We start from the raw sequence: 22,157 nt of genomic DNA on the forward strand, positions 1-22,157 counted from the left end.
GTTACAAATTGGTTAGCTAAAATGTTAATAACTAACGCTTTACTAAACTTCATTAATCAATAAGTGAAAATAATCTATATATGAAAAAAATCATTTACATTGCCACCTTAATTTCTCTCGCAGGTACGGCATATTCTGACGATATTGTTGGCTATAAAAATGGCTTTGCTGATGTCAATGTAAACTATTTAGATTGGTCACATCGTACTGAAAATAAAACAGAAAATACGACACGTAAAAAAGACTTTGCCTATATTGAACTTGAAGGAGGTGCCAATTTTAATTGGGGGGAGCTATATGGCTTTTTTGATCTCGAAAACCCATTCCACAGCCAACACACCGATTCAGGACGAAATAAACGTTATACCATTAAAACGACAGGCCGTTTTTATTTAGGTGATACTGGTTTCAACCTATATGGCCACGTTTATGGCACTTGGTCATTACCTGGTGCCAAATATGGTGGTAATTTCCACGATGTGAACACTTTATATGGTATTGGCTATAACACGACATTCGGTGACTTATGGTTTAAACCTTTTATTGCTCTTAATTACACCGACCAAACATTCTATTCAGGTAATAATGGATATGTCGCAGGTTGGGTAGCCGGTTATAATTTCAACGTATTTGACGAAAATTTCATGATAACGAACTGGCATGAAATGGAGTTTGCAAGGAATAAACGCTATAACGGTGGCAAGAGTAATGGCATAAATGGCGCTCTTGCTTTTTGGTGGAATGCCACAAACCATGTTTCTGCAGGGGTACAATACCGCTATGCTGATAATAAATTAGGCGATACTTTCTACCAAGATGCAATCATTTATACATTAAAGTATACCTTTTAGCATGCGCTAGAAAATTGTATCAGAGTTAATAGTTTTCTTTTTTTTATCAGTAAAATAAGAAATTTTCTTTATGATTTGGCCGATAAAGCAACCAAAATAGCTTTATCGGCAATAAAAACTGTAACTTTCCTTAGCATATTGCTAACCATTTATATCAGTTTCACTATTTTTTCATTTCTTTTGTATATATTTTTCTTTGAAAAATTACTAAGATAATTTACTATTAATTGAGTTTTATCAATGCATACTTATAAATCGCATTAATTTTAACGTTTTCTTTATAAGTTCTTTACATGTGATCATATTAACATAAAGAGCTAACAATTCCGTTTCTTTGCCTTACAATCATTTACACTCGCATAACCTTACCGTAAAATGCCCGCACTGATGAAACGACAATTAGATTCTTGTCATTTGGGGTCGTGGATGAGACTTATGAACTACAAAAAAAGCATCGGAGCAATCTCACTAGCTGTAGCAGCCTTATTACTAGGCGGTTGCGATATGGTGTTGATGGATCCAAAAGGCGCCGTTGGCGTTAAACAAAAAGAGCTAATTCTTATTGCAATTGGCTTAATGCTACTTGTTGTTATTCCTGTTATTTTCATGACGATTATCTTCGCAAGAAAATACCGTGAATCCAACACGTCAGCAACCTACCGTCCTAACTGGGCTCACTCAAATAAAATTGAGTTAGTCTGCTGGACTGTTCCTATCATCATTATCATTATTCTGGGTGCTATCACTTGGAAGACGACACATGAGCTGGACCCGTATCAGCCATTAGTGAGTGATCAGGAACCTGTCACGATTGAAGTTATTTCTGCTGACTGGAAATGGATATTCATTTATCCGGAGCAAGGAATTGCAACAGTTAATGAAATCGCATTCCCTACAGGTGTGCCAGTTAACTTCAAAATTACGTCAGATTCGGTGATGAACTCCTTCTTCATTCCATCTTTAGGTGGCCAAATCTACGCGATGGCAGGTATGCAAACAAAGCTTCATTTAATCGCTAACGAACCAGGTACTTATAAGGGCTTCTCTGCAAGCTACAGTGGCCACGGTTTCTCTGATATGAAGTTTAATGCGATTGCAACACCTGACCGCCAAGGTTTTGATGAGTGGGTACAAAAGGTAAAAGCTTCTCCTAAAACAATGGATACCATGCAGGCATTCGACGAAGTCGCTAAGCCAAGCACAAATGTTCCTGTTACCTACTTCTCTAGCGTGAAACCTAATCTTTATAACGACATCGTTCTGAAGTTTGGTCATGAGCACCATAAAGGTCACGCTCCTGTAGAAACCAAAGAAGAATCTACAGGTCATTCTATGCATATGAGCCATAACGCTCATGCAGCAGGCGCTGAGGAATAAGGGCATGTTCGGAAAATTAACACTAGATGCAGTTCCACTCCATGAGCCGATCATCGTTGTCACACTGATTGCTATTGTCCTTGGTGGGCTTGGCTTAGTCGGTGTGATCTCCTACTTCGGTAAGTGGAAATGGCTGTGGAAAGAATGGTTAACCTCTGTTGACCATAAGAAAATTGGTGTCATGTACATCATTGTGGCGATGGTCATGTTATTCCGTGGCTTCGCGGATGCTATCATGATGCGTGGGCAGCAAGTTCTCGCTTCTGCTGGCCAAGAGGGTTTCTTAAATCCTCATCACTATGACCAAATTTTTACCGCGCACGGCGTTATCATGATTTTCTTCATGGCAACTCCATTCGTTGTTGGTCTGATGAACTTAGTTGTACCTCTGCAAATTGGTGCACGTGACGTTGCCTTCCCATTCCTTAACTCATTGAGCTTCTGGTTCTTTGTAGTCGGTGTTGTCTTAATCAACATATCTTTAGGGGTAGGTGAATTCGCACAAACAGGTTGGTTAGCATATCCACCATTATCGGGCTTGGAGTACAACCCTGGGGTCGGGGTCGATTACTGGCTCTGGAGTCTCCAGATATCCGGTATTGGTACACTATTAACAGGGGTTAACTTCATCGCCACCATTATCCGTATGCGTACTCCGGGTATGTCGATGATGAAAATGCCTGTATTCAGCTGGGCTGCGTTATGTACTAACGTATTGATTGTTGCTGCTTTCCCTATTTTAACTGTTACTCTGACGCTTCTGACGTTAGACCGTTATTTAGGTACCCATTTCTTCACTAACGATATGGGCGGCAACATGATGATGTACATCAACCTGATTTGGGCATGGGGTCACCCTGAGGTGTATATCCTTGTTCTGCCAGTGTTCGGTGTGTTCTCTGAAGTCGCAGCAACCTTCTCGAAAAAACGTTTATTCGGTTATACCTCATTAGTTTGGGCGACAATCGTTATCACCGTTATGTCCTTCATCGTATGGCTGCACCACTTCTTTACGATGGGTTCTGGCGCGAACGTGAACGCCTTCTTCGGTATCGCCACTATGATTATCGCAATCCCAACAGGGGTTAAGATCTTCAACTGGCTATTTACCATGTACCAAGGCCGCATCGAGTTTAAATCACCGATGCTATGGACTATCGGTTTCATCATCACCTTCTCTGTAGGTGGTATGACGGGTGTTCTGTTAGCCGTACCAGGTGCGAACTTCGTTCTGCACAACAGCTTATTCCTGATTGCTCACTTCCATAACGTTATCATTGGTGGTGTGGTATTCGGATGTTTCGCTGGTATGACTTACTGGTTCCCGAAAGCTTACGGCTTTACGCTGAATGAGAAATGGGGTGTCCGTGCATTCTGGTTCTGGATCATCGGTTTCTTCTTAGCATTCATGCCGTTATATATTCTGGGCTTTATGGGTATGACCCGTCGTTTAAGCCAGAATATTGACCCTGCTTATCACTCAATGTTAGTTGCGGCTGCATTCGGTGCTGCGTTAATCGCAATCGGTATTGCATGCCAAGTTATCCAAATCATTGTGAGTATCCGTGACCGTCATGAAAACCGTGATTTAACGGGTGACCCATGGGGTGGACGTACTCTTGAGTGGGCAACTTCTTCACCACCACCATTCTATAACTTTGCGATTGAACCACACGTTCAAACTCGTGATGCTTGGTGGGATCTGAAAGAAAAAGGGCTTGCTCATAAGAAACCAGCTTCATATGAAGAAATTCATATGCCGAAAAATACCGGCGCTGGCGTTATCATCGCTGCATTTAGCTTGGTTTTAGGTTTCGCAATGATCTGGCACATCTGGTGGCTCGCAATCGTTGGTTTCGGTGGAATGATCGTCACTTGGATTGCAAAAAGCTTCGACGAAGATGTTGATTACTACGTACCTGTGGCTGAAATCGAAGAAATCGAGAATAAGCACTTTGAAGAATTACGTAAGGCAGGTGTGAACGATGTCAACTAATACAATGACTAACCAAAATATCGCCCATGCAGAGCATGGGCACCACGATGCAGGTGGCACTAAAGTATTCGGTTTCTGGCTCTATATCATGAGCGACTTGATCCTGTTTGCTTGTTTGTTTGCTACCTATGTTGTTTTGGCCGATGGAACTGCCGGCGGTCCTGCTGGTAAAGATATCTTCAGTCTGAAGTTCGTATTAGGCGAAACTTTCTTACTGTTAGTGAGTAGTATCACCTACGGCTTCGCAATGATTGCGATGCACAAAGGAAAAATCGGTGCAGTTAACTTATGGCTGTTCGCGACATTCCTGCTAGGTCTTGGCTTCGTTATCATGGAAGTCTATGAGTTCCATGAACTGATTGCTGAAGGCTTTGGCCCTGACCGTAGTGGTTTCTTATCTGGCTTCTTTGCACTAGTTGCAACCCACGGTCTACACGTATCTGCGGGTCTGATTTGGATTGTTATCATGATGATTCAAGTGACTCGTCGTGGTCTGACTGATGTCAACAAAACACGTTTGAACTGCCTAAGCCTGTTCTGGCACTTCTTAGATGTGGTTTGGATTTGTGTATTTACCGTTGTTTATCTTCTGGGGGCTATTTAAATGAGTCATGCAAAAGATGCTCACACTGGAGCAAGCCACGGTAGCGTTAAGACATACCTGATTGGCTTTATTCTGTCAGTCATCCTAACGGTCATTCCGTTCTGGATGGTGATGGAAGGCACAGCGTCAACCTCAACCATTCTTTGGACTGTTGTTGGCATGGCAGTCGTGCAAATCCTAGTTCACTTAGTATGTTTCTTACATATGAATACCTCATCTGATGAGCGTTGGAACTTGGTTGCATTTCTGTTCACCATGCTAATTGTCGGCATTGTTGTTGTCGGCTCGCTGTGGATTATGTACAACCTGAACATCAATATGATGCTCGACTAAAGAGTTGCCGATATGTTTAAGCAATACCTGCAAGTGACCAAACCAGGAATTATATTCGGAAACTTGATATCTGTGATCGGTGGTTTTTTATTGGCTTCAAAAGGGTCAATTGATTACCCACTGTTCGTTGCGACTTTGCTGGGTGTATCACTGGTCGTGGCTTCTGGTTGTGTTTTTAACAACTACATCGACCGTGATATCGACCGTATCATGGAAAGAACGAAGAATCGCCCTTTAGTTAAAGGGTTGATTGATCCGAAAGTTAGCCTGATTTACGCTGCTGCATTGGGTATTGCTGGTATGGTGCTGCTACTTGTAGCAGCCAATGCGCTGGCAATGCTGCTTGCAGTTATCGGTTTCATTGTTTATGTAGGTGTTTATAGCCTATATATGAAACGTAAATCCGTTTATGGCACGCTGATTGGCAGCCTTTCAGGCGCAGCACCACCGGTTATCGGTTACTGCGCTGTTACAAATGAATTTGATGCAGGTGCGTTGATCCTGTTATTAATTTTCAGCTTGTGGCAGATGCCTCACTCGTATGCCATTGCTATCTTCCGTTTTAAGGATTACAAAGCCGCAAACATTCCTGTGTTACCGGTTATTAAAGGAATTTCCGTCGCGAAAACGCACATCTTCCTGTATATCCTAGCGTTTATGGTCGCAACATTAATGTTAGCTATCAGTGGATACGCGGGCTATAAGTACCTCATTGTAGGTGCAGCAGTCAGCTTATGGTGGCTAGGTATGGCAATTTCGGGTTTCAAAACCGAAAATGACGACCGAGTCTGGGCAAGAAAACTGTTTATCTTCTCAATCGTAGCAATTACTTCATTGAGCGTAATGATGTCAGTTGACCCTATAGTTTCAAGCGATACTGTTATAGCTCTCGTCAGATAACTTATCTGTTTACTGATGATAACAATGTCTAAACGGCGGGCCTTCCCCGCCGTTTTTATTTGTCTCTAACTGCTTTTACAACTCACTTTTACTTATTCTGCCTATCCTTATGAATCTATTTTATGGTTAAATAGCCGCTTGCCATTGATAAGCTAGATATTAAATGCACTATTAAAATGCTAATAGATTGATACTAAAAATATAACACCATAGCGTAATCCATATTTATTCAACTTGTTGTATTTACTAGTATGTGATCTAGGTAGCTGAGAGAAGCCAACACCGCTACAGCACGAAACACAAGTAATTTGATTTAAATAATTTTGCTACAACATAAAACGAATTTATTCAAAATAGTTCGAGTTGTAGCAAGGCGGCAAACGAAGATATCCTAGGGAGCATACATAAGTATGTGACCTAGGTAGCTGAGAGAAGCCAACACCGCTACAGCACGAAATATGAAGAATAAAAATGAATGATAACAAAATGACATCCACAGAGCTTAGATCCACTTGGGGATTAGGCTCTGTTTTCTCCTTGCGAATGCTTGGAATGTTTATGGTATTACCTATTTTGACCAGCTATGGGATGCATTTACAGGGAGCTAACGAGTTCTTAGTGGGTGTCGCTATTGGTATCTATGGTCTTAGCCAAGCTATTTTCCAGATCCCTTTTGGTTTGATGTCAGACAAAATTGGAAGAAAGCCTTTAATTATTATTGGGTTATTCGTTTTTATTATCGGAAGTATCGTTGCGGCATTAAGTGATTCAATTTGGGGAATTATTATTGGGCGTGCTTTACAAGGCGCCGGTGCCATTTCTGCTGCCGTCATGGCACTACTTTCTGACCTAACTCGAGAACAAAATCGGACTAAAGCTATGGCCTTTTTAGGTATTAGTTTTGGTTTAACTTTTGCCATTGCCCTAGTGCTTGGTCCCATTCTCACTAACGTGGTTGGTCTAAGTGGTTTATTTTGGGGAATTGCACTACTTGCAGTTGGTGCTATTGCAGTGACTGTTTTTATTGTTCCTAATACCAATACTCATGTTTTAAACCGTGAGTCTGCATTTGTACAAGGTAATTTAAAAACAGTTTTAATGCACCCTCAACTACTCAAGTTAAATATAGGTATCCTTAGTTTACATACCCTACTGATGTCTAGTTTTGTTGCTTTACCTCTTATTATGACTGATTCTGGTTTTTTAGCGAAAGACCATTGGAAAGCCTATTTAATCACGATGTTAATCGCCTTTGTCACTGTACTTCCTTTCATAATTTATGCGGAAAAATACCGCAAAATGAAGCAGGTCTTCTTATTTTGTATTGTCGTTTTAGCATTGGCTGAAATTACCTTATGGCTTTCTGATAATCACTTATGGGTGATTTTCTTAGGTATTCAACTATTTTTTATTGCTTTCAATATTATGGAAGCCATTTTACCGTCGCTCATAAGCAAAGAGGCGCCTGCGGGCTACAAAGGAACAGCCATGGGCGTTTACTCCACCAGTCAGTTTTTAGGTGTTGCCATTGGCGGTATTGTCGGTGGGTGGCTGTATAACTTTGAAGGCGCGAGTACAGTCTTTATTGGTGGCTTAATTTTAACGATTATCTGGTTTATCGTTAGCTTAACCATGCAACAGCCGCCTTATGTCAGCAGTATTCGTATCGAGTTGCCTAAACACGTTAAGAATACCCGAGCTCTTGAACAGAGGTTGCAGGCGCAACATGGTGTCATGGAAGCGTTAGTTGTAGACGAAGAATTAAGTGCTTACGTTAAAGTAGATAGGAAAATTATCAATCGAGAGCAGCTTGAAGCGATCATTAATCAATAAGTCAGAATTAGCCCGTCAAAACGGGCTAACAATTTAATATCGAAATTATTAATCACGAAAATTATTAAACTGGAAAGGTTGGCCTAAGTTACCGCCGCGCACTAATGCCATGACAGATTGTAAGTCATCACGCGCTTTTCCCGTTACACGTACTTGGTCGCCTTGCACCTGAGCTTGAACTTTCAATTTGCTGTCTTTAATTAGTTTCACAATTTTCTTAGCAATGGCGCTATCAATACCTTGTTTGAAAGTTACTTCAACACTGTAAGTTTTTCCACTGTGAACGATATCTTCAGGAACATTCAACACCGCCCCATCAATACCACGCTTCGCCATTTTTTCTCTTAAAATATCAACTAATTGAAGTACTTGGAAATCAGATTCGCTAGTGATTTTAACCGACTCATTTTTGTCATTAAGCTCAAAACTGGCTTCGACATTTTTAAAATCCCAACGGCTGGTTAACTCACGCTGCGCATTTTCTACCGCATTACGCACTTCATTCATTTCAACTTCAGATACAATATCAAATGATGGCATAGCTAAAACCTCTACCAATAATTTTTTAAGTTATATGCATGATAACGTCTTTACTTGCCTCACTTCAAGTTATCAGGGATATGCGCAGCTTCACTAACTACAATTACACTGATTAAAAGGTTATACTGAAAAGAAATCACTTCCGCCTTGCTGAATAAGACGTTAGAGATTATTTCAAAGGGGAAACAATGAAAATAACCCTAATTGGTTGCGGTGCGATAGGTAAACTGTGGCTGGCTTCACTCACGTTACAAGGGCATGACACCCAAGGCTGGTTGCGTGTTGCTCAACCAGATTTATTTGTTGATGTGAATGAGCCCGATGGTCGTAATTTCCGAGAGCTAATCCCTTGTAATAACATTCACCACTTACAAACGAGTGAACTCATTATTATTTGCTTGAAGGCATGGCAAGTTTCTGATGCGCTGCTGCCTTTGCTGGGTAATATCCCAGAAAACACCCCTATTTTATTACTGCATAATGGCATGGGAACGATTGAAGAGCTGGCGCCTTTACGCCACCCTATCTTAGCGGGCGTCACAACCCATGCGGCTTGGCAAGAAAATAACCAAGTATTTCATGTCGCAAATGGAATCACGCATATCGGTGCTATCAATTCCCATGCACAAGCTTACTACCCAATAGCGGATATCTTGCATGAAGCCTTACCTGATGTGGCTTGGCATAATAATATTTTAACCACTTGCTGGCGTAAATTGATTGTAAACTGTGTCATTAACCCCCTAACTGTCGAACATAACTGTAAGAATGGTGAATTAATCCAGCATTCCACGCAAATATCTCGGATCATTGATGAGATATGTCATGTTATGGCGGCAGAAGGGCTGCATACGGATAAAGCAGAGCTGACTGAGTATATTTACGGCATTATCAATAATACCGCTGATAACTATTCCTCTATGTTACAAGATATGCGAAATAATCGCCGTACAGAGATTGATTACATCACTGGCTTTTTAATCAAACAAGCACGAGCTCATGGGATCAGTACGCCTGAAAACGATCGCCTTTACCATTTAGTCAAAAATAGAGAACAACAATATGACGACTTCCGTTCTAATCTGCATCGCTCATGGTAGTGAAGAAATTGAATTTACCACTACTGCTGATTTATTAGTTAGAGCAGGCATTGATGTGACTTTAGCGAGCGTGACGGAAGATGGTTCTTTAACCATTACCGCTTCACGAGGCCTAAAAATTATTGCCGATACCCCGTTGATTAAAGTTGCTGATGAACCTTTTGATGCCATTGTACTGCCTGGTGGTATGACTGGAGCGGAAACATTTCGTGATAGCCCACTGGTTGTGGAAAAAGTTCGCCGAATGCATCTTGATGGTAAAATTGTGGCGGCTATTTGTGCGGCGCCAGCGCTTGTACTTGAATATCACCAATTGTTTCCGCTAGGTAATATGACTGGTTTTCCATCAATGAAAGATAAAATTCCAGCCCATAAATGGGTCGACCGCCGAGTCTACTTTGATGAGCGAGTTAACTTATTAACCAGCCAAGGACCCGCTACTTCCTTTGATTTTGCGTTAAAATTAATTGAGTTGTTGGTCGGGCGCGAAATTGCAGGCCAAGTGGCAGCTCAGTTAGTTTTACCGAATGGGATCAACGATTATTTAGAAGATTAAGTGCGAAAGTATAAGCATAAAAAATGAGTTTAAAAACTATATTAACCAATTGAATTAAAAGAAATTAAAAACAAAAACAGCAGTAAAAAAACTTTGTTAGCCCCCATTTTTTGCTATTATCAGCTACGGGTGCTTGGATCAGTTTGGTTCAAGCATTTGTGAGAGCCAAAAAGACGAAAGCCCCGAATTTAGATGTTAATCTTAATCCGAGGCAGTTTCCAAATCTCAACAATTTGATTCTGTCTCCTTTTAGAAAAGGAGTCAAGAGGAATGGCCAAAATTGCCCTTCTGGGGCTAGTTACCGTGTGTCTTACGGTGTTGTGTTTTTCGTTATTGATGCAAGAAAGGCTATGCTCTTTCAGTATCAGCAGCGGAAGCACGCTGGTTCAAGCTACGTTATCCTGCGATAAGTAGTCTGGTGGGGGAAATTTCCCCCACATTTCTCTTTGTTGATGAGTTGGTGATACAAGCACCCTGTTTTACGTTACGGGCGATAAACCTTTATATTTTCATAACCTTGCTCTTTTAGGTATAGCGCTTGCAAGCGGCTCATTACCCCACGGTCACAATATAATAAATAGGTTTTATCTTTTGGTAAGTCACCAAACTGTGTACTGAGTTTATAAAATGGGATATGTTTAATTTCCATACCTTCAACAGACAACGGCTTATCTTCAAATTCATCAATTGAACGGATATCTAAAATCACTTCATTTTCAATTGAAAGCTCACTCACCATTTCAATTTCAGGGACTTTTTCTAAGCTTTCTTGCACAATTTGGCGAATATCAATATTTTGCGCTTGTTCAACAACAGACTCTAAAATACCAAAATCAAAATTGTCTTCCTCTGCTTCAATACGTGCCTTCACTGCTTTAACTGTTGGGCTTTTTGAAATCACACCGCAATATTCGGGCATGGTTTTTGCGAAATCTTCAGTGCCAATTTGGCGAGCTAGTTTGATAATGTGTTCTTTATCATGGGAAATTAATGGCCTTAATACTAAGGTATCAGACGCATTATCAATCAAACGTAAGTTTGTTAGGGTTTGGCTGGAAACTTGCCCAAGTGCTTCACCCGTGACAATCGCCTGCACGCCATAACGCTCTGCGACTTTAGATGCGGCTCTTACCATCATACGTTTGAGCACAACCCCCATTTGGCCATCATCAACTTTTTCTAAAATTTCAGCGACAACGGGCTCAAAGTTTACAGCAATAAAACGGACTTTATGGGAGCTACCAAAACGATTCCACAGATAATGTGCGATTTGCTTCACACCAATTTCATGAGCTGCACCGCCTAAATTAAAGAAACAGTAGTGAACACGGCAACCACGGCGCATTAACATATAGCTCGATACACCTGAATCAAAACCACCCGAAATGAGTGATAACACATCTTCTTGAGTCCCAATAGGGAAACCACCGATACCTTCAATGCGTGCTTTAACTAAAATAAGTTTATCATCTTCGATTTCTAAGTGAATCGTGGTATCAGGGTCTTTAAGCTTAACTTTTGCAGAGGCAATGTGTTGATTTAACCCACCACCGATATACCGTTCAGCGTCGATAGATGAAAATTCATGTTTACCGCGACGTTTTACCCGCACACAGAATGTTTTATTTTCTAATGATTCACCATAAGCTTCGTGTGTCATTTCGTAAATATGATGTAGACTGGTAAATGGTTTTTCTTCCACTTCAAGAATATGGTGAATACCTGGAATGCGCCCTAGCATGTCACAAATTTCGTCGTGTTTTGTTTCTCCCTTCACACGCACTTCAATGTTATCCCAATTACGGACAACCGAAATCTCTTCGCCAAGTGGTTTAAGCACGTTACGGATATTACTGGTCAAAATTTTAATAAAACGTAGCCTAACAGTTTGGCTTTTAATGGTAATTTCTGGGAATAACTTAATGATAAACTTCATAATAGCTGCATGTTCATGGTGGTTGAGGGCAAATGAATGTGCCTTAACAGAGACACATGACACGTTACCAATTGTCAATAAAGAGGCGTATTATAACACTATCTTGCGGGTTGAATCTAAAAACCCCAATAATAAATTGTAACCGTAGCAAGACTGCGTTAGTCTGCTGAATATTTAAAATCCCTCGAATTAACTGATTTCACATTAGTGGCTAAAGACTATGGCTAAAGAAAAAACTCAGCAAGTTCCGACTGTTAGTTTTGAAAACTCGCTTCAAGAGCTAGAGCAGATCGTCGCTCGCCTAGAATCCGGTGAACTTCCCTTAGAAGATGCCCTTAATGAGTTTGAACGTGGTGTTCAAATTGCTAAACAAGGTCAAAAAGTATTACAGCAAGCAGAGCAACGTGTACAAATTTTGCTAAACGATGACGAAAATAAACCTCTAGCCGATTTTTCACCTGATACTGAATAAATTATGTCTGAACAACATTTAGATAGCTTTACGCAGCAACAAAAGCAAGCCTACGACAGAGTCAATCAATACCTATTAGATGCCTTAAATACGCTGCCGTTTGCAGACCTTCCACTTGCTCAGGCGATGCGCTATGGCACATTATTGGGTGGAAAACGTTTACGTCCATTTTTAACTTATGCCATCGGTTCTATGTTTGGTGTTAGCCAAGAAAATCTTGATGCCCCAGCTGCCGCAGTCGAATGTATTCATGCTTATTCATTAATCCATGATGATTTACCTGCAATGGATGATGATGATCTGCGTCGTGGCCAACCAACTTGCCACATTAAATACGGTGAAGGCAATGCAGTGCTTGCTGGAGATGCATTACAAACATTGGCATTCCAATTGTTGTCATCTGCACCAATGCCAGATGTGACAGACAAAGACCGCATAGCAATGATTGCAGAGTTATCATATGCAAGTGGCTTAGCAGGAATGTGTGGCGGGCAAGCTCTTGATTTAGATGCAGAAGGAAAGCAAGTTGACCTTGAATCTCTCGAGCGCATTCATCAACATAAAACAGGGGCATTAATTCGTGCAGCAATCCGTCTTGGTGCTTTCGCTGCAGGTGAAAAAGGTCAAAAATTACTGCCTGTTTTAGACAAATATGCACAATCCATCGGTCTTGCCTTTCAAGTACAGGACGATATTCTAGATGTTATCGGTGATAGCGAAGTCACGGGTAAACGCCAAGGAACGGATGCTGAACATGAAAAAAGCACCTATCCATCGCTATTAGGGCTTGAAGCAGCTCAAAAAAAAGCACGTGAGCTATATCATGATGCGATAGACGCTTTAGAGACTCTCCAGTCCCATGGATATAATATAGAAATGCTAAGCGCTTTAGCTAATTTCATTATTGAACGTAAAAGCTGACAATATGCTTTGCCTTTTGGCTACAAGAAGATCGATAATTACGGCAATTTATTACCCTAATGCATCTTCGAATCATTCCTATAACCAAAAAAATAGATGGATTACTTCTTAATCACTCGAGTTATAGGCAGACGATAAACGAAGGCAACCCAACAGCAGATAGAAGCTTTATGCTGCTAAATACTGAGAATAGTCATTTTACTGTGGCTAGGTAAGTTGGGTTTTTTATTAATTATAAGTGAGCAACTAATGAGTATTGATATCGCTAAATATCCCACGCTAGCCTTGGCAGAGACACCAGATGAGCTTCGTCTGTTGCCTAAAGAAAGTTTGCCTAAGCTTTGTGATGAACTCAGACAATTCTTACTGAGTAGCGTGGGTCGCTCTAGCGGTCACTTTGCTTCTGGCCTCGGTGCTGTTGAACTCACCGTTGCATTACATTATGTCTATAAAACCCCATTTGATAATCTTGTTTGGGATGTCGGCCACCAAGCCTACCCACATAAGATATTAACGGGTCGCCGTGACCGTATTGATACCATCCGTCAAAAAGATGGCCTACATCCCTTTCCATGGCGCGAAGAAAGTGAATATGACATTTTAAGTGTTGGCCATTCCTCAACATCCATTAGTGCCGGTTTAGGTATGGCCATTGCTGCAGAAAAAGAGCAACAAAGCCGTAAAACAGTTTGTGTGATTGGTGATGGCGCCATCACCGCTGGAATGGCATTTGAAGCAATGAACCATGCAGGAGATGCCGCACCTGACATGTTGGTTATCTTAAACGATAACGAAATGTCTATTTCAGAAAATGTTGGCGCACTAAACAATCACTTAGCTCACTTACTTTCTGGAAAGCTCTATACAACATTACGTGAAGGTGGGAAAAAAGTTTTTTCTAACATGCCACCTATCAAAGAATTACTGAAAAAGACTGAAGAACACATTAAAGGCATGGTCGTACCGGGGACCATGTTTGAAGAATTAGGTTTTAACTATATTGGCCCTGTTGACGGCCATGATGTTGTTGCCTTAGTTCAAACGTTAAAAAATATGCGTGACTTAAAAGGACCGCAATTTTTACATATCATGACCAAGAAAGGTCGCGGCTATGAGCCGGCAGAAAAAGACCCAATTAGCTGGCATGCAGTCCCTAAATTTGACCCAAGTACATTCACTTTGCCCAAAAGCAAAGAGACGGGGCCGACATTCTCTAAAATTTTTGGTGATTGGCTGTGTGAAGAGGCTAAAGATGATAGCAAGTTGATGGCTATCACCCCTGCGATGCGAGAAGGCTCTGGTATGGTTCGGTTTTCTAAAGAATTCCCTGATCAATACTTCGATGTCGCAATTGCCGAGCAACATGCTGTCACCTTTGCCGCTGGCCTTGCTATTGGTGGCTATAAGCCTATCGTTGCTATCTATTCGACTTTCTTACAACGCGGTTACGACCAAGTCATTCATGATGTGGCTATCCAAAAGGTGCCTGTTATGTTTGCGATCGACCGAGCCGGTATTGTGGGGGCTGATGGGCAAACTCACCAAGGTTCTTTTGATATTTCATTCCTGCGCTGTATACCAACCATGGTTATTATGGCTCCAAGTGATGAAAATGAGTGCCGCCAAATGCTACATACTGGCTATCATTACCAAGATGGTCCATGTGCTGTACGTTACCCTCGAGGCACAGGAACAGGCGCTGAGTTACAGCCGTTATCATTGCTGCCTATTGGTAAGGGGATTGTTCGTCGTCAAGGTGAAAAAGTCGCTATCTTATGCTTTGGTACCTTATTAAGCCACGCATTGGTCGCCGCCGAGCAACTTAATGCAACTGTTGTTGATATGCGTTTTGTAAAGCCTTTAGACGAAGCGCTTATCCTTGAAATGGCCAATACTCATGATGTACTTGTCACTCTCGAAGAGAATGCCATCATGGGTGGGGCTGGTAGCGGAGTGAATGAATTCTTAATGCATGAGAAAAAAATCATTCCAACCTTAAACCTTGGTTTGCCTGACTATTTTATTTCTCAAGGTACCCAAGAAGAACTTATTGCTGAACTGGGCTTAGATTCCACAGGTATTGTTAATTCTATTAATAACTACTTAGCCAAATAATTTTTATCTCTAGGAGGGCATTGCATCAACATGCAATGCTCTATTCAATTGCAAAGCCAATCACTCTTATTCTCTTTCTTAATATATTAGAAAATTATTTAACTCTTTGTTATTGCTTACTCGCTAATGTTCAATTAAAAAAAATCACCCATGTCACATTTTTATTATATTTCAAGATCATTACAATCAAATATAAAACCAAATATAATCAGTTTATCTACAACGATATTCAGTTATTTACCTAAAATCAGAATATAAACAAAACTTTTGTCTTGAATGTAAATTTTCACAATAAAGGCATGCAAATCATTTTGAAATCCATTAATATGAAGTTTGTCACTGTATGACGGCGTAATTTAGGCTCTGAATTATATTCGAAACCTATCATTATGAAATATAAGTTTTTTATATTAAAATAATGATAATTAACATTAAAAACGAATATATTATTTTAACAATTTTAACCAGAAGTTAATAATTAATTATTTTGTTTTCTTAATTAACAAACCAGGAAACAAATAAACGCTATTCCAACTACAATTTGCATATAGTTTCTTTTTATTTAGCCAATTTTAATAAATAGATTTGGGAGCGCTTATGTGTGGACAATATATTAATGAACCCTTGTATTTATCTATCGCAAACTGGGTAATGAAACAAGGCCATTGGACTACGGCTAGAGAAATATCTAATCACTTTGATATTCCGCATCCTAATGCTGTCAATATTGTTTCTTATATTTTATCTGATGTTGCTGAAATTCAGTGTGAAGTAAAAATGATCCCCAATAAATTATCGGGACGAGGCTGTCAATGTCAGCGGCTTATTAAAGTTAAGAAAATTGATAACCAGCTTTATGCTCGTTTAAGAAGCCATCAAACTGAAAAAGTCACTATCGATTCCCCAATGAAAGCGGCGTCTATGCCACCAAGTGAATTAAATCGAGAACAAAAATGGCAATGGATGCTATCAAAAGCACAGCGTCGTTAAACTTATTTTTCAGTTTTATACCAATAAAAAACGCAGACTTCACCATCTGCGTTTTTTATTTTACGGCCTTTTAGTGAATTACTGCCCCTTAGGTTTTACATCCGTTGTACCAAATAATTTGGGGCGATTAACTTCAAGCTCTGTCAGCGGTTGGGTTTCCTGTAATTGTTGCTGATATCGGCCTGCTAAATCTTGATATTCTTTCGTATTTAACCGCTTCCAATGCAGTTCTTCATCAGTCACTGAGCGTAAAAAACGAGCAGGACTTCCGACCAACATCTGACGATTTTCGCCTTGAAAACCGGCCTTAACAAAACTCATCGCAGCAACAATACTTTCCTCACCAATCACAGCGCCATCCATAACAACACTGTTCATTCCTACCAAAGCATCACGGCCAATAATGCATCCATGTAAAATAGCTCCGTGACCTATATGCCCACATTCATGGACAATGGTCTCGACATCACTATAGCCATGCATAATGCAGCAGTCCTGAATATTCGCCCCTTTTTCTATGATCAAGCGGCCATAATCCCCACGTAAAGAGGCATTCGGCCCAACGAAAACCCCTTCACCAATAATCACATCACCAATCACTACCGCTGATGGGTGTACATATGCGGTAGGATGAACAACTGGGATAACCCCTTCAAAAGCGTAAAAACTCAAAATTCACCTCGCTGCTAGCTTAACTAGCGCCCTTTCCAACTTGGTGAACGTTTTTCGGAGAATGCCAGTGGGCCTTCTGTTGCATCTTCGGAATGTAAAACTGCAGGGTAGTTTGTCAGTACACCACTGCGCATTAATTTATAACCCTCTTCGACAGTGAGCTCCGCTGTCGCGCGGAAAATTTCTTTTAGGGCAGAGACTGCTAATGGCGCACTTTGCGTAATTTGTTCTGCAAGTTCACGAGCTTTATCCATCAGACTCTCAATAGGCACCACATCGTTAGCAATTCCCCAACGTAAAGCTTCTTGTGCATCCATTCTTCTGCCAGTCATCACCATTTCATTCACGATTGGTGCAGGTAAAATTTTAGGTAAACGTAAAACCCCCCCGCTATCTGGAACAATCCCAAGCTGGGCCTCAGGTAATGCAAAGCTGGCATTTTCAGAACAAATTATCATATCTGCCGCTAAAGCCAGTTCAAAACCGCCACCAAATGCATATCCATTCACCGCCGCAATAACAGGTTTGTTTAGATTAAAAATTTCAGTCAAACCGGCAAAACCACCTGGACCAAAGTCAGCATCAGGGGCTTCACCTTCTGCCGCCGATTTTAAGTCCCAGCCGGCAGAGAAAAATCGCTCTCCTGCCCCTGTAATAATTGCAATACGCAACGAAGGGTCATCGCGAAAGTTAAGGAAAACTTCCCCCATTTTGAAACTGGTTTTTGCATCTATTGCATTGGCTTTAGGTCTATCGAGTATGATTTCTAAAATAGCGCCATTTCGGGTAATTTTTAATGATTCGCTCATAATATAATCCTTTCTTCGTCGTGCAGTGATGCTTCAGGTTGCAGGTATGCAACCCGAAAATGTATGCAAAATTAATCAAGTTTGTCGATTATTGCAGATGTTTTTTCAATACTTTTCCAGAGCAGTTACGCGGTAAATCTTTACGTACCTCAACACATGTTGGCACCTTAAATTTCGCCATTTGTTTTTCACAAAAAGCAAAGAACTCTTCCTGAGTTAAAGTCTCCCCTTCTTCAAGCACAATAAAGGCTTTAATCGCTTCATCTCGGATATCATCCGCAACGCCGATCACTGCTACATCCACAATGGCAGGGTGTGAGGCGATAATATTTTCGATTTCACTGCAAGAAACATTTTCCCCACCGCGTTTGATCATATTGCTGCTTCTATCGACAAAATAGAAAAAGCCGTCTTCGTCTTGGTAGGCAAAGTCCCCCGTGTGCATCCATCCCGCTTCATCAAAGGTTTTTGCTGTCGCCTCAGGGTTGTTGTAATACTCTTTAAAAAGGGTTTTACCACGCTCACCTTTCACACAGAGCTCACCAATAACCCCCGTAGCAACACGTTGGTTATTTCTGTCCCGAATTTGTGCCTGATAACAAAAACCCGGGCGACCAATGGACGGCCAGCGACGCATATCACCAGGCCGGTCACCAATCAAACCAACAATAGTCTCCGTCATCCCATACGAAGTTAAAAACCGCTTCACCCCAAACCGGGCCATAAACTGGTCGCGTTCCTCTTCACTTAAATTGAGGTAAAACATCGCTTCTCGTAAACAATGCTCTTTTTCGTTATCCGCCAGCGGCTGGCTTAACAATGTGCGGATCATCATGGGGATAAGTTCGATGACAGTCGCTTTGTATTTCACCACTTGTTGCCAAAAACGGCGTGCGCTGTATTTCTCTAATAACACAAACGTCGCACCGACAGAGAATGCAGCCATAGAAGCTGTACATTGGCAGTCAATATGAAAAGCAGGCATGACCGTTAAATAAATATCATCAGAACGTAAGCTGTTTTGCCAAGAAGAGTAATAACCGGCAAAGCGGAGGTTATAGTGGGTAATAATTACCCCTTTAGGCTTCGAGGTGGTTCCAGAGGTAAATAAAATCTCGGCCGTATCATCGACACTCAATTCAACAAATTGAGTCAATTGCGTATGTTGTTGTGACTGTTCAAACCAAAAGTCAGAAATATGCTCTACGGGTTCAATTTGCGTATCTGCAATCAAAAAAATATGTTCTAAGCTTGTCGCTTCATCAGCGAATACTTGTTGATAAATATCTAAGAAAGAGGAACGAGTGACTACCATTTTGGGTTGGCAGTTCTGCATGATCCAAGCACTTTCATTGTATTTATAACGCGCATTAATCGGGACCATAATCGCCCCAATTTTAGCCAAGCCAAACCAGCAAAAGAAAAATTCCGGGCAATTATCTAAATGTAAAGCCACTTTATCGCCTTTTTGAATGCCATAGGCTAAAAAGAGATTGGCGGTGCGATTAATGTGCTGATTCATTTCTAAATAGCTGAACTTGCTAGTCTTTCCATCGCAGGATTCAAAGATAAGCGCCTGGCTGTTTCCATGGGTTAACGCTAAGTCATCCCACATTTGACGCAAATTTTGTTTACCGATTACATCCATTAATTGTTACCCATCATTTCCCTGATGAATACTCAGCTCAATAGTCATCATTGACCTGAGTACCCATTCAATTAATCAACTATTTTGGCTAGCCCTTTATCGACTAACCCCCGAATATCAGTTTCGCTGTATCCAATATTTTTTAAGATATCTGTCGTGTCCATACCGTGTGATGGCATGCCTCGCCAAATTTGTCCGGGGTTATTTTTGAATTTAGGCATGACGTTAGGACCACGGCAGGTTTTTCCTTCCATTGTTTGCCAACTGGTAATAGATTCGCGTGCAATGTATTGAGGATTGGTTTCTAACTCAGGAATAGTAAGGACTTTGGCGCTAGCAATATTCAATTCCGCGAGTCTTGCTAACACTTCATCAATCGAACGTGAACCTAGCCATTCATCGAGTTTTTCTTCAACTAAAGGCCCATAAGGGCATTCCACACGGTGAATTAGCTGTGTGCCTTCCGGTATTTCTGGTGTACCTAACAGATGCGCCAACCCAATATCTTTAAAAATTTCCTGAATTTGCGTGATACCAACAATTTCCATCACGATATAGCCATCATTACAACTATATAGGCCACACCCTGCGTAATAGGGGTCTTTCCCTTTTGTCATACGTGGGCAGACCTCCCCACCATTGAAGTAGTCCATCATGAAGTATTGCCCCATACGCAACATCACTTCATACATGGCAACGTCAATACTTTCACCTTTTCCAGTCTCACGGGCTTTATACAGTGCTGCCAGTGCGGCAGTTGTCGCCGTCATGCCAGAAAAATAGTCTGCTGTGTAGGGGAAAGCCGGCATTGGCTGGTCTTTATCACCGTTTTGAATCAGATAACCACTGAAGGCTTGAGCAATAGTGTTATACGCTGCGAGGTTGGTATATTGCGGGTCTCCGTACTGCCCAAAACCGGATAAGTGTGCAATGACCAGTTTAGGGTTATGTTCCCAAAGTACTTCGTCCGTGATACCACGACGAGCAAATGCAGGGCCTTTACTCGCTTCAATAAAGATATCGGTTGTTTCCATCAGTTTTAGAAACGCGTCACGTCCTTCATCTTTGAAAATATTCAATGATAACGCACGTAAGTTACGCCGTGACAGCTGTGGGTAGTTGGGTTGAACGCGAATAGTGTCTGCCCAAGCGACATTTTCTATCCAGATCACTTCAGCGCCCCATTCTGCAAACATTTGCCCTGCAAATGGGCCAGCAATTTCAATTCCTGAAAATACCACTCTAACCCCAGCTAGAGGGCCAAATTCTGGCATAGGTAGATGCTCTGCCATGTTCTTATCTCCTGTGAAACAGGGTTGGCCTTCTCTTGAAAGCCATCCCATTACGTTCAGTTATTAGCGGTATTGTTTCAGTACGCTACGGCCTAATGTCAGTATTTGCATTTCATCTGAACCACCTGATACGCGATCCACACGAAGGTCACGCCAGAAACGGGCAATCCGGTGCTCACCTGCAATTCCTACACCACCGAGTACTTGCATCGCAGAGTCCACGACTTCAAATGCCGCATTTGCACAGAAGTATTTACACATTGCTGCATCACCAGAGGTGATCAATCCGTTGTCACTCTTCCATGCAGTTTCATATAACATGTTGCGCATTGAATTGAGCTTGATCGCCATATGTGCAAATTTTTCTTGAATTAACTGAAAACGACCAATAGCTTCACCGAATTGAACACGCTGATTAGCGTAACGAGCCGCATCTTCGAACGCACACATCGCTGTACCATAGTTAGTTAATGCCACTAAGAAACGCTCATGGTCGAACTCTTCTTTTACACGGTTAAAACCGTTACCTTCGCGGCCAAACATGTCTTTTTCATCCAGCTCGACATTATCAAAGGTAATTTCACAACAGCTATCCATGCGTAAACCCAGTTTTTCAAGTTTGTTCACCTTGATACCTGGTTTGCTCATATCTAAGAACCATTCGGTGAAAACAGGTTTGTCTGGTGAATCCGCATCGCGACTCATCACCACAATGTATGGGGTGTAAGCACTACTGGTGATAAAACATTTGCTACCGTTCAAATACACTTTGCCATTACGGCGTTGGTAAGTCGTTTGTAAGCTCCCCACGTCAGAGCCCGCACCCGGTTCAGTGATCGCCGAGTTCCACATTTGTTTGCCCGTACCACGGAATGCCATGATTTTGTCAATTTGCTCTTGAGTCCCTTCTCTAAGTACCGTATTAAAACCGCCCGGTAATTGGTATAACACATAGGTTGGTGCTCCAAGGCGACCAAGCTCCATCCATACCGCAGCAACGGTGATAAACCCTGCATTTAAGCCGCCATGTTCTTCTGGGATCAGCAGGTTATCGATTTCCATATCCGCTAAGGCTTTGACAAAGCGTTCAGGATATTTACTGTCGCGGTCACATTCGGCGAAATAGCTTTCCCAGTTTTCACTGGCCATCAGTTCACGGATCCCTGCGACAAACAGCTCCTGTTCATCATTCAATCTAAAGTCCATATCAAT

21 protein-coding genes are annotated in these 22,157 nt (G+C 41.4%); 14 read left to right on the forward strand and 7 right to left on the reverse strand.

The window, feature by feature from the left end; genetic code table 11:
- The first annotated feature begins 80 nt into the window (after positions 1-80).
- From PSE60_RS12220 to PSE60_RS12250, 7 genes are all read left to right on the forward strand, one after another.
- Positions 81-851 (forward strand): nucleoside-specific channel-forming Tsx family protein, encoded by a 771-nt coding sequence (locus PSE60_RS12220; RefSeq protein WP_272665575.1) that lies wholly within the window; start codon positions 81-83, stop codon positions 849-851.
- A gap of 426 nt (positions 852-1,277) precedes the next feature.
- On the forward strand, positions 1,278-2,228 hold the full coding sequence (gene cyoA, locus PSE60_RS12225) for a cytochrome o ubiquinol oxidase subunit II (RefSeq protein WP_210836509.1): 951 nt from the start codon (positions 1,278-1,280) through the stop codon (positions 2,226-2,228).
- A gap of 4 nt (positions 2,229-2,232) precedes the next feature.
- A complete protein-coding gene (gene cyoB, locus PSE60_RS12230) occupies positions 2,233-4,224 on the forward strand; it encodes a cytochrome o ubiquinol oxidase subunit I (protein ID WP_210836507.1) in 1,992 nt (663 codons plus the stop codon).
- Positions 4,214-4,828 carry a cytochrome o ubiquinol oxidase subunit III gene (locus tag PSE60_RS12235; RefSeq protein ID WP_206084594.1) on the forward strand — a complete coding sequence of 205 codons (615 nt, stop codon included), beginning with the start codon at positions 4,214-4,216 and terminating at the stop codon, positions 4,826-4,828. The genes cyoB and PSE60_RS12235 overlap by 11 nt, the downstream gene beginning before the upstream one ends.
- A complete protein-coding gene (locus PSE60_RS12240; protein WP_042846921.1) occupies positions 4,829-5,161 on the forward strand; it encodes a cytochrome o ubiquinol oxidase subunit IV in 333 nt (110 codons plus the stop codon).
- A 12-nt stretch (positions 5,162-5,173) separates the two neighbouring features.
- The gene (cyoE, locus tag PSE60_RS12245) at positions 5,174-6,061 is read left to right on the forward strand and encodes a heme o synthase (protein WP_272665576.1); all 888 of its coding nucleotides are present in this window, start codon (positions 5,174-5,176) and stop codon (positions 6,059-6,061) included.
- A 471-nt stretch (positions 6,062-6,532) separates the two neighbouring features.
- Entirely contained in the window at positions 6,533-7,894 is a 1,362-nt protein-coding gene (locus PSE60_RS12250; RefSeq protein WP_272665577.1) for an MFS transporter, read from the forward strand.
- 48 nt (positions 7,895-7,942) lie between these two features.
- On the opposite strand, the gene PSE60_RS12255 is transcribed toward PSE60_RS12250, so the two are convergent.
- Positions 7,943-8,434: a YajQ family cyclic di-GMP-binding protein gene (locus PSE60_RS12255; RefSeq protein ID WP_210836504.1), complete on the reverse strand. Its 492-nt coding sequence runs from the start codon at positions 8,432-8,434 to the stop codon at positions 7,943-7,945.
- Between the two features lie 188 nt (positions 8,435-8,622).
- Here PSE60_RS12255 and panE point away from each other — a divergent pair, with 188 nt between their 5' ends.
- The 3 genes from panE (at position 8,623) to PSE60_RS12270 (ending at position 10,504) form a co-directional block, all read left to right on the forward strand.
- Positions 8,623-9,534, forward strand: a complete 912-nt coding sequence (panE, locus tag PSE60_RS12260; protein WP_272665578.1) for a 2-dehydropantoate 2-reductase — start codon at positions 8,623-8,625, stop codon at positions 9,532-9,534.
- Complete coding sequence (gene yajL, locus PSE60_RS12265) at positions 9,497-10,090, forward strand: protein deglycase YajL (RefSeq protein WP_272665579.1); 594 nt, start codon at positions 9,497-9,499, stop codon at positions 10,088-10,090. The genes panE and yajL overlap by 38 nt, the downstream gene beginning before the upstream one ends.
- 270 nt (positions 10,091-10,360) lie before the next feature.
- Positions 10,361-10,504 carry a Hok/Gef family protein gene (locus PSE60_RS12270; protein ID WP_272665580.1) on the forward strand — a complete coding sequence of 48 codons (144 nt, stop codon included), beginning with the start codon at positions 10,361-10,363 and terminating at the stop codon, positions 10,502-10,504.
- A gap of 70 nt (positions 10,505-10,574) precedes the next feature.
- On the opposite strand, the gene thiI is transcribed toward PSE60_RS12270, so the two are convergent.
- Entirely contained in the window at positions 10,575-12,026 is a 1,452-nt protein-coding gene (gene thiI / locus PSE60_RS12275) for a tRNA uracil 4-sulfurtransferase ThiI (protein WP_272665581.1), read from the reverse strand.
- 220 nt (positions 12,027-12,246) lie between these two features.
- Here thiI and xseB point away from each other — a divergent pair, with 220 nt between their 5' ends.
- The 4 genes from xseB to caiF all read left to right on the forward strand — a co-directional run bounded on the left by xseB (position 12,247) and on the right by caiF (position 16,524).
- Positions 12,247-12,498, forward strand: a complete 252-nt coding sequence (gene xseB, locus PSE60_RS12280; RefSeq protein ID WP_272665582.1) for an exodeoxyribonuclease VII small subunit — start codon at positions 12,247-12,249, stop codon at positions 12,496-12,498.
- A gap of 3 nt (positions 12,499-12,501) precedes the next feature.
- Positions 12,502-13,419, forward strand: coding sequence for a (2E,6E)-farnesyl diphosphate synthase (gene ispA, locus PSE60_RS12285; protein WP_272665583.1), 918 nt, complete (start codon positions 12,502-12,504; stop codon positions 13,417-13,419).
- Positions 13,420-13,668: 249 nt separating this feature from the next.
- Positions 13,669-15,534: a 1-deoxy-D-xylulose-5-phosphate synthase gene (gene dxs / locus PSE60_RS12290; protein WP_272665584.1), complete on the forward strand. Its 1,866-nt coding sequence runs from the start codon at positions 13,669-13,671 to the stop codon at positions 15,532-15,534.
- A 597-nt stretch (positions 15,535-16,131) separates the two neighbouring features.
- A complete protein-coding gene (caiF, locus tag PSE60_RS12295) occupies positions 16,132-16,524 on the forward strand; it encodes a carnitine metabolism transcriptional regulator CaiF (protein WP_004914580.1) in 393 nt (130 codons plus the stop codon).
- A gap of 78 nt (positions 16,525-16,602) precedes the next feature.
- Here caiF and caiE read toward each other — a convergent pair whose 3' ends face one another.
- The 5 genes from caiE to caiA all read right to left on the reverse strand — a co-directional run bounded on the left by caiE (position 16,603) and on the right by caiA (position 22,151).
- Positions 16,603-17,196, reverse strand: a complete 594-nt coding sequence (caiE, locus tag PSE60_RS12300) for a carnitine operon protein CaiE (protein WP_210840191.1) — start codon at positions 17,194-17,196, stop codon at positions 16,603-16,605.
- A gap of 23 nt (positions 17,197-17,219) precedes the next feature.
- Positions 17,220-18,005: a crotonobetainyl-CoA hydratase gene (gene caiD, locus PSE60_RS12305; protein ID WP_272665585.1), complete on the reverse strand. Its 786-nt coding sequence runs from the start codon at positions 18,003-18,005 to the stop codon at positions 17,220-17,222.
- A gap of 88 nt (positions 18,006-18,093) precedes the next feature.
- A complete protein-coding gene (gene caiC / locus PSE60_RS12310; protein ID WP_272665586.1) occupies positions 18,094-19,653 on the reverse strand; it encodes a crotonobetaine/carnitine-CoA ligase in 1,560 nt (519 codons plus the stop codon).
- 71 nt (positions 19,654-19,724) lie between these two features.
- Positions 19,725-20,945, reverse strand: coding sequence for an L-carnitine CoA-transferase (gene caiB / locus PSE60_RS12315; RefSeq protein WP_272665587.1), 1,221 nt, complete (start codon positions 20,943-20,945; stop codon positions 19,725-19,727).
- A gap of 63 nt (positions 20,946-21,008) precedes the next feature.
- Positions 21,009-22,151 (reverse strand): crotonobetainyl-CoA dehydrogenase, encoded by a 1,143-nt coding sequence (gene caiA, locus PSE60_RS12320; RefSeq protein ID WP_004914593.1) that lies wholly within the window; start codon positions 22,149-22,151, stop codon positions 21,009-21,011.
- Positions 22,152-22,157 lie beyond the last annotated feature (6 nt).

The organism is Providencia sp. PROV174, assembly GCF_028480685.1.
Taxonomy (GTDB): domain Bacteria; phylum Pseudomonadota; class Gammaproteobacteria; order Enterobacterales; family Enterobacteriaceae; genus Providencia; species Providencia rettgeri.

Coding starts and splice junctions, on each gene's coding strand:
- PSE60_RS12220 (WP_272665575.1), top strand. CDS start 81: ATGAAAAAAATCATTTACATTGCCACCTTAATTTCTCTCGCAGGTACG.
- cyoA (WP_210836509.1), top strand. CDS start 1,278: ATGAGACTTATGAACTACAAAAAAAGCATCGGAGCAATCTCACTAGCT.
- cyoB (WP_210836507.1), top strand. CDS start 2,233: ATGTTCGGAAAATTAACACTAGATGCAGTTCCACTCCATGAGCCGATC.
- PSE60_RS12235 (WP_206084594.1), top strand. CDS start 4,214: ATGTCAACTAATACAATGACTAACCAAAATATCGCCCATGCAGAGCAT.
- PSE60_RS12240 (WP_042846921.1), top strand. CDS start 4,829: ATGAGTCATGCAAAAGATGCTCACACTGGAGCAAGCCACGGTAGCGTT.
- cyoE (WP_272665576.1), top strand. CDS start 5,174: ATGTTTAAGCAATACCTGCAAGTGACCAAACCAGGAATTATATTCGGA.
- PSE60_RS12250 (WP_272665577.1), top strand. CDS start 6,533: ATGAATGATAACAAAATGACATCCACAGAGCTTAGATCCACTTGGGGA.
- PSE60_RS12255 (WP_210836504.1), bottom strand. CDS start 8,434: ATGCCATCATTTGATATTGTATCTGAAGTTGAAATGAATGAAGTGCGT.
- panE (WP_272665578.1), top strand. CDS start 8,623: ATGAAAATAACCCTAATTGGTTGCGGTGCGATAGGTAAACTGTGGCTG.
- yajL (WP_272665579.1), top strand. CDS start 9,497: ATGACGACTTCCGTTCTAATCTGCATCGCTCATGGTAGTGAAGAAATT.
- PSE60_RS12270 (WP_272665580.1), top strand. CDS start 10,361: ATGGCCAAAATTGCCCTTCTGGGGCTAGTTACCGTGTGTCTTACGGTG.
- thiI (WP_272665581.1), bottom strand. CDS start 12,026: ATGAAGTTTATCATTAAGTTATTCCCAGAAATTACCATTAAAAGCCAA.
- xseB (WP_272665582.1), top strand. CDS start 12,247: ATGGCTAAAGAAAAAACTCAGCAAGTTCCGACTGTTAGTTTTGAAAAC.
- ispA (WP_272665583.1), top strand. CDS start 12,502: ATGTCTGAACAACATTTAGATAGCTTTACGCAGCAACAAAAGCAAGCC.
- dxs (WP_272665584.1), top strand. CDS start 13,669: ATGAGTATTGATATCGCTAAATATCCCACGCTAGCCTTGGCAGAGACA.
- caiF (WP_004914580.1), top strand. CDS start 16,132: ATGTGTGGACAATATATTAATGAACCCTTGTATTTATCTATCGCAAAC.
- caiD (WP_272665585.1), bottom strand. CDS start 18,005: ATGAGCGAATCATTAAAAATTACCCGAAATGGCGCTATTTTAGAAATC.
- caiC (WP_272665586.1), bottom strand. CDS start 19,653: ATGGATGTAATCGGTAAACAAAATTTGCGTCAAATGTGGGATGACTTA.
- caiB (WP_272665587.1), bottom strand. CDS start 20,945: ATGGCAGAGCATCTACCTATGCCAGAATTTGGCCCTCTAGCTGGGGTT.
- caiA (WP_004914593.1), bottom strand. CDS start 22,151: ATGGACTTTAGATTGAATGATGAACAGGAGCTGTTTGTCGCAGGGATC.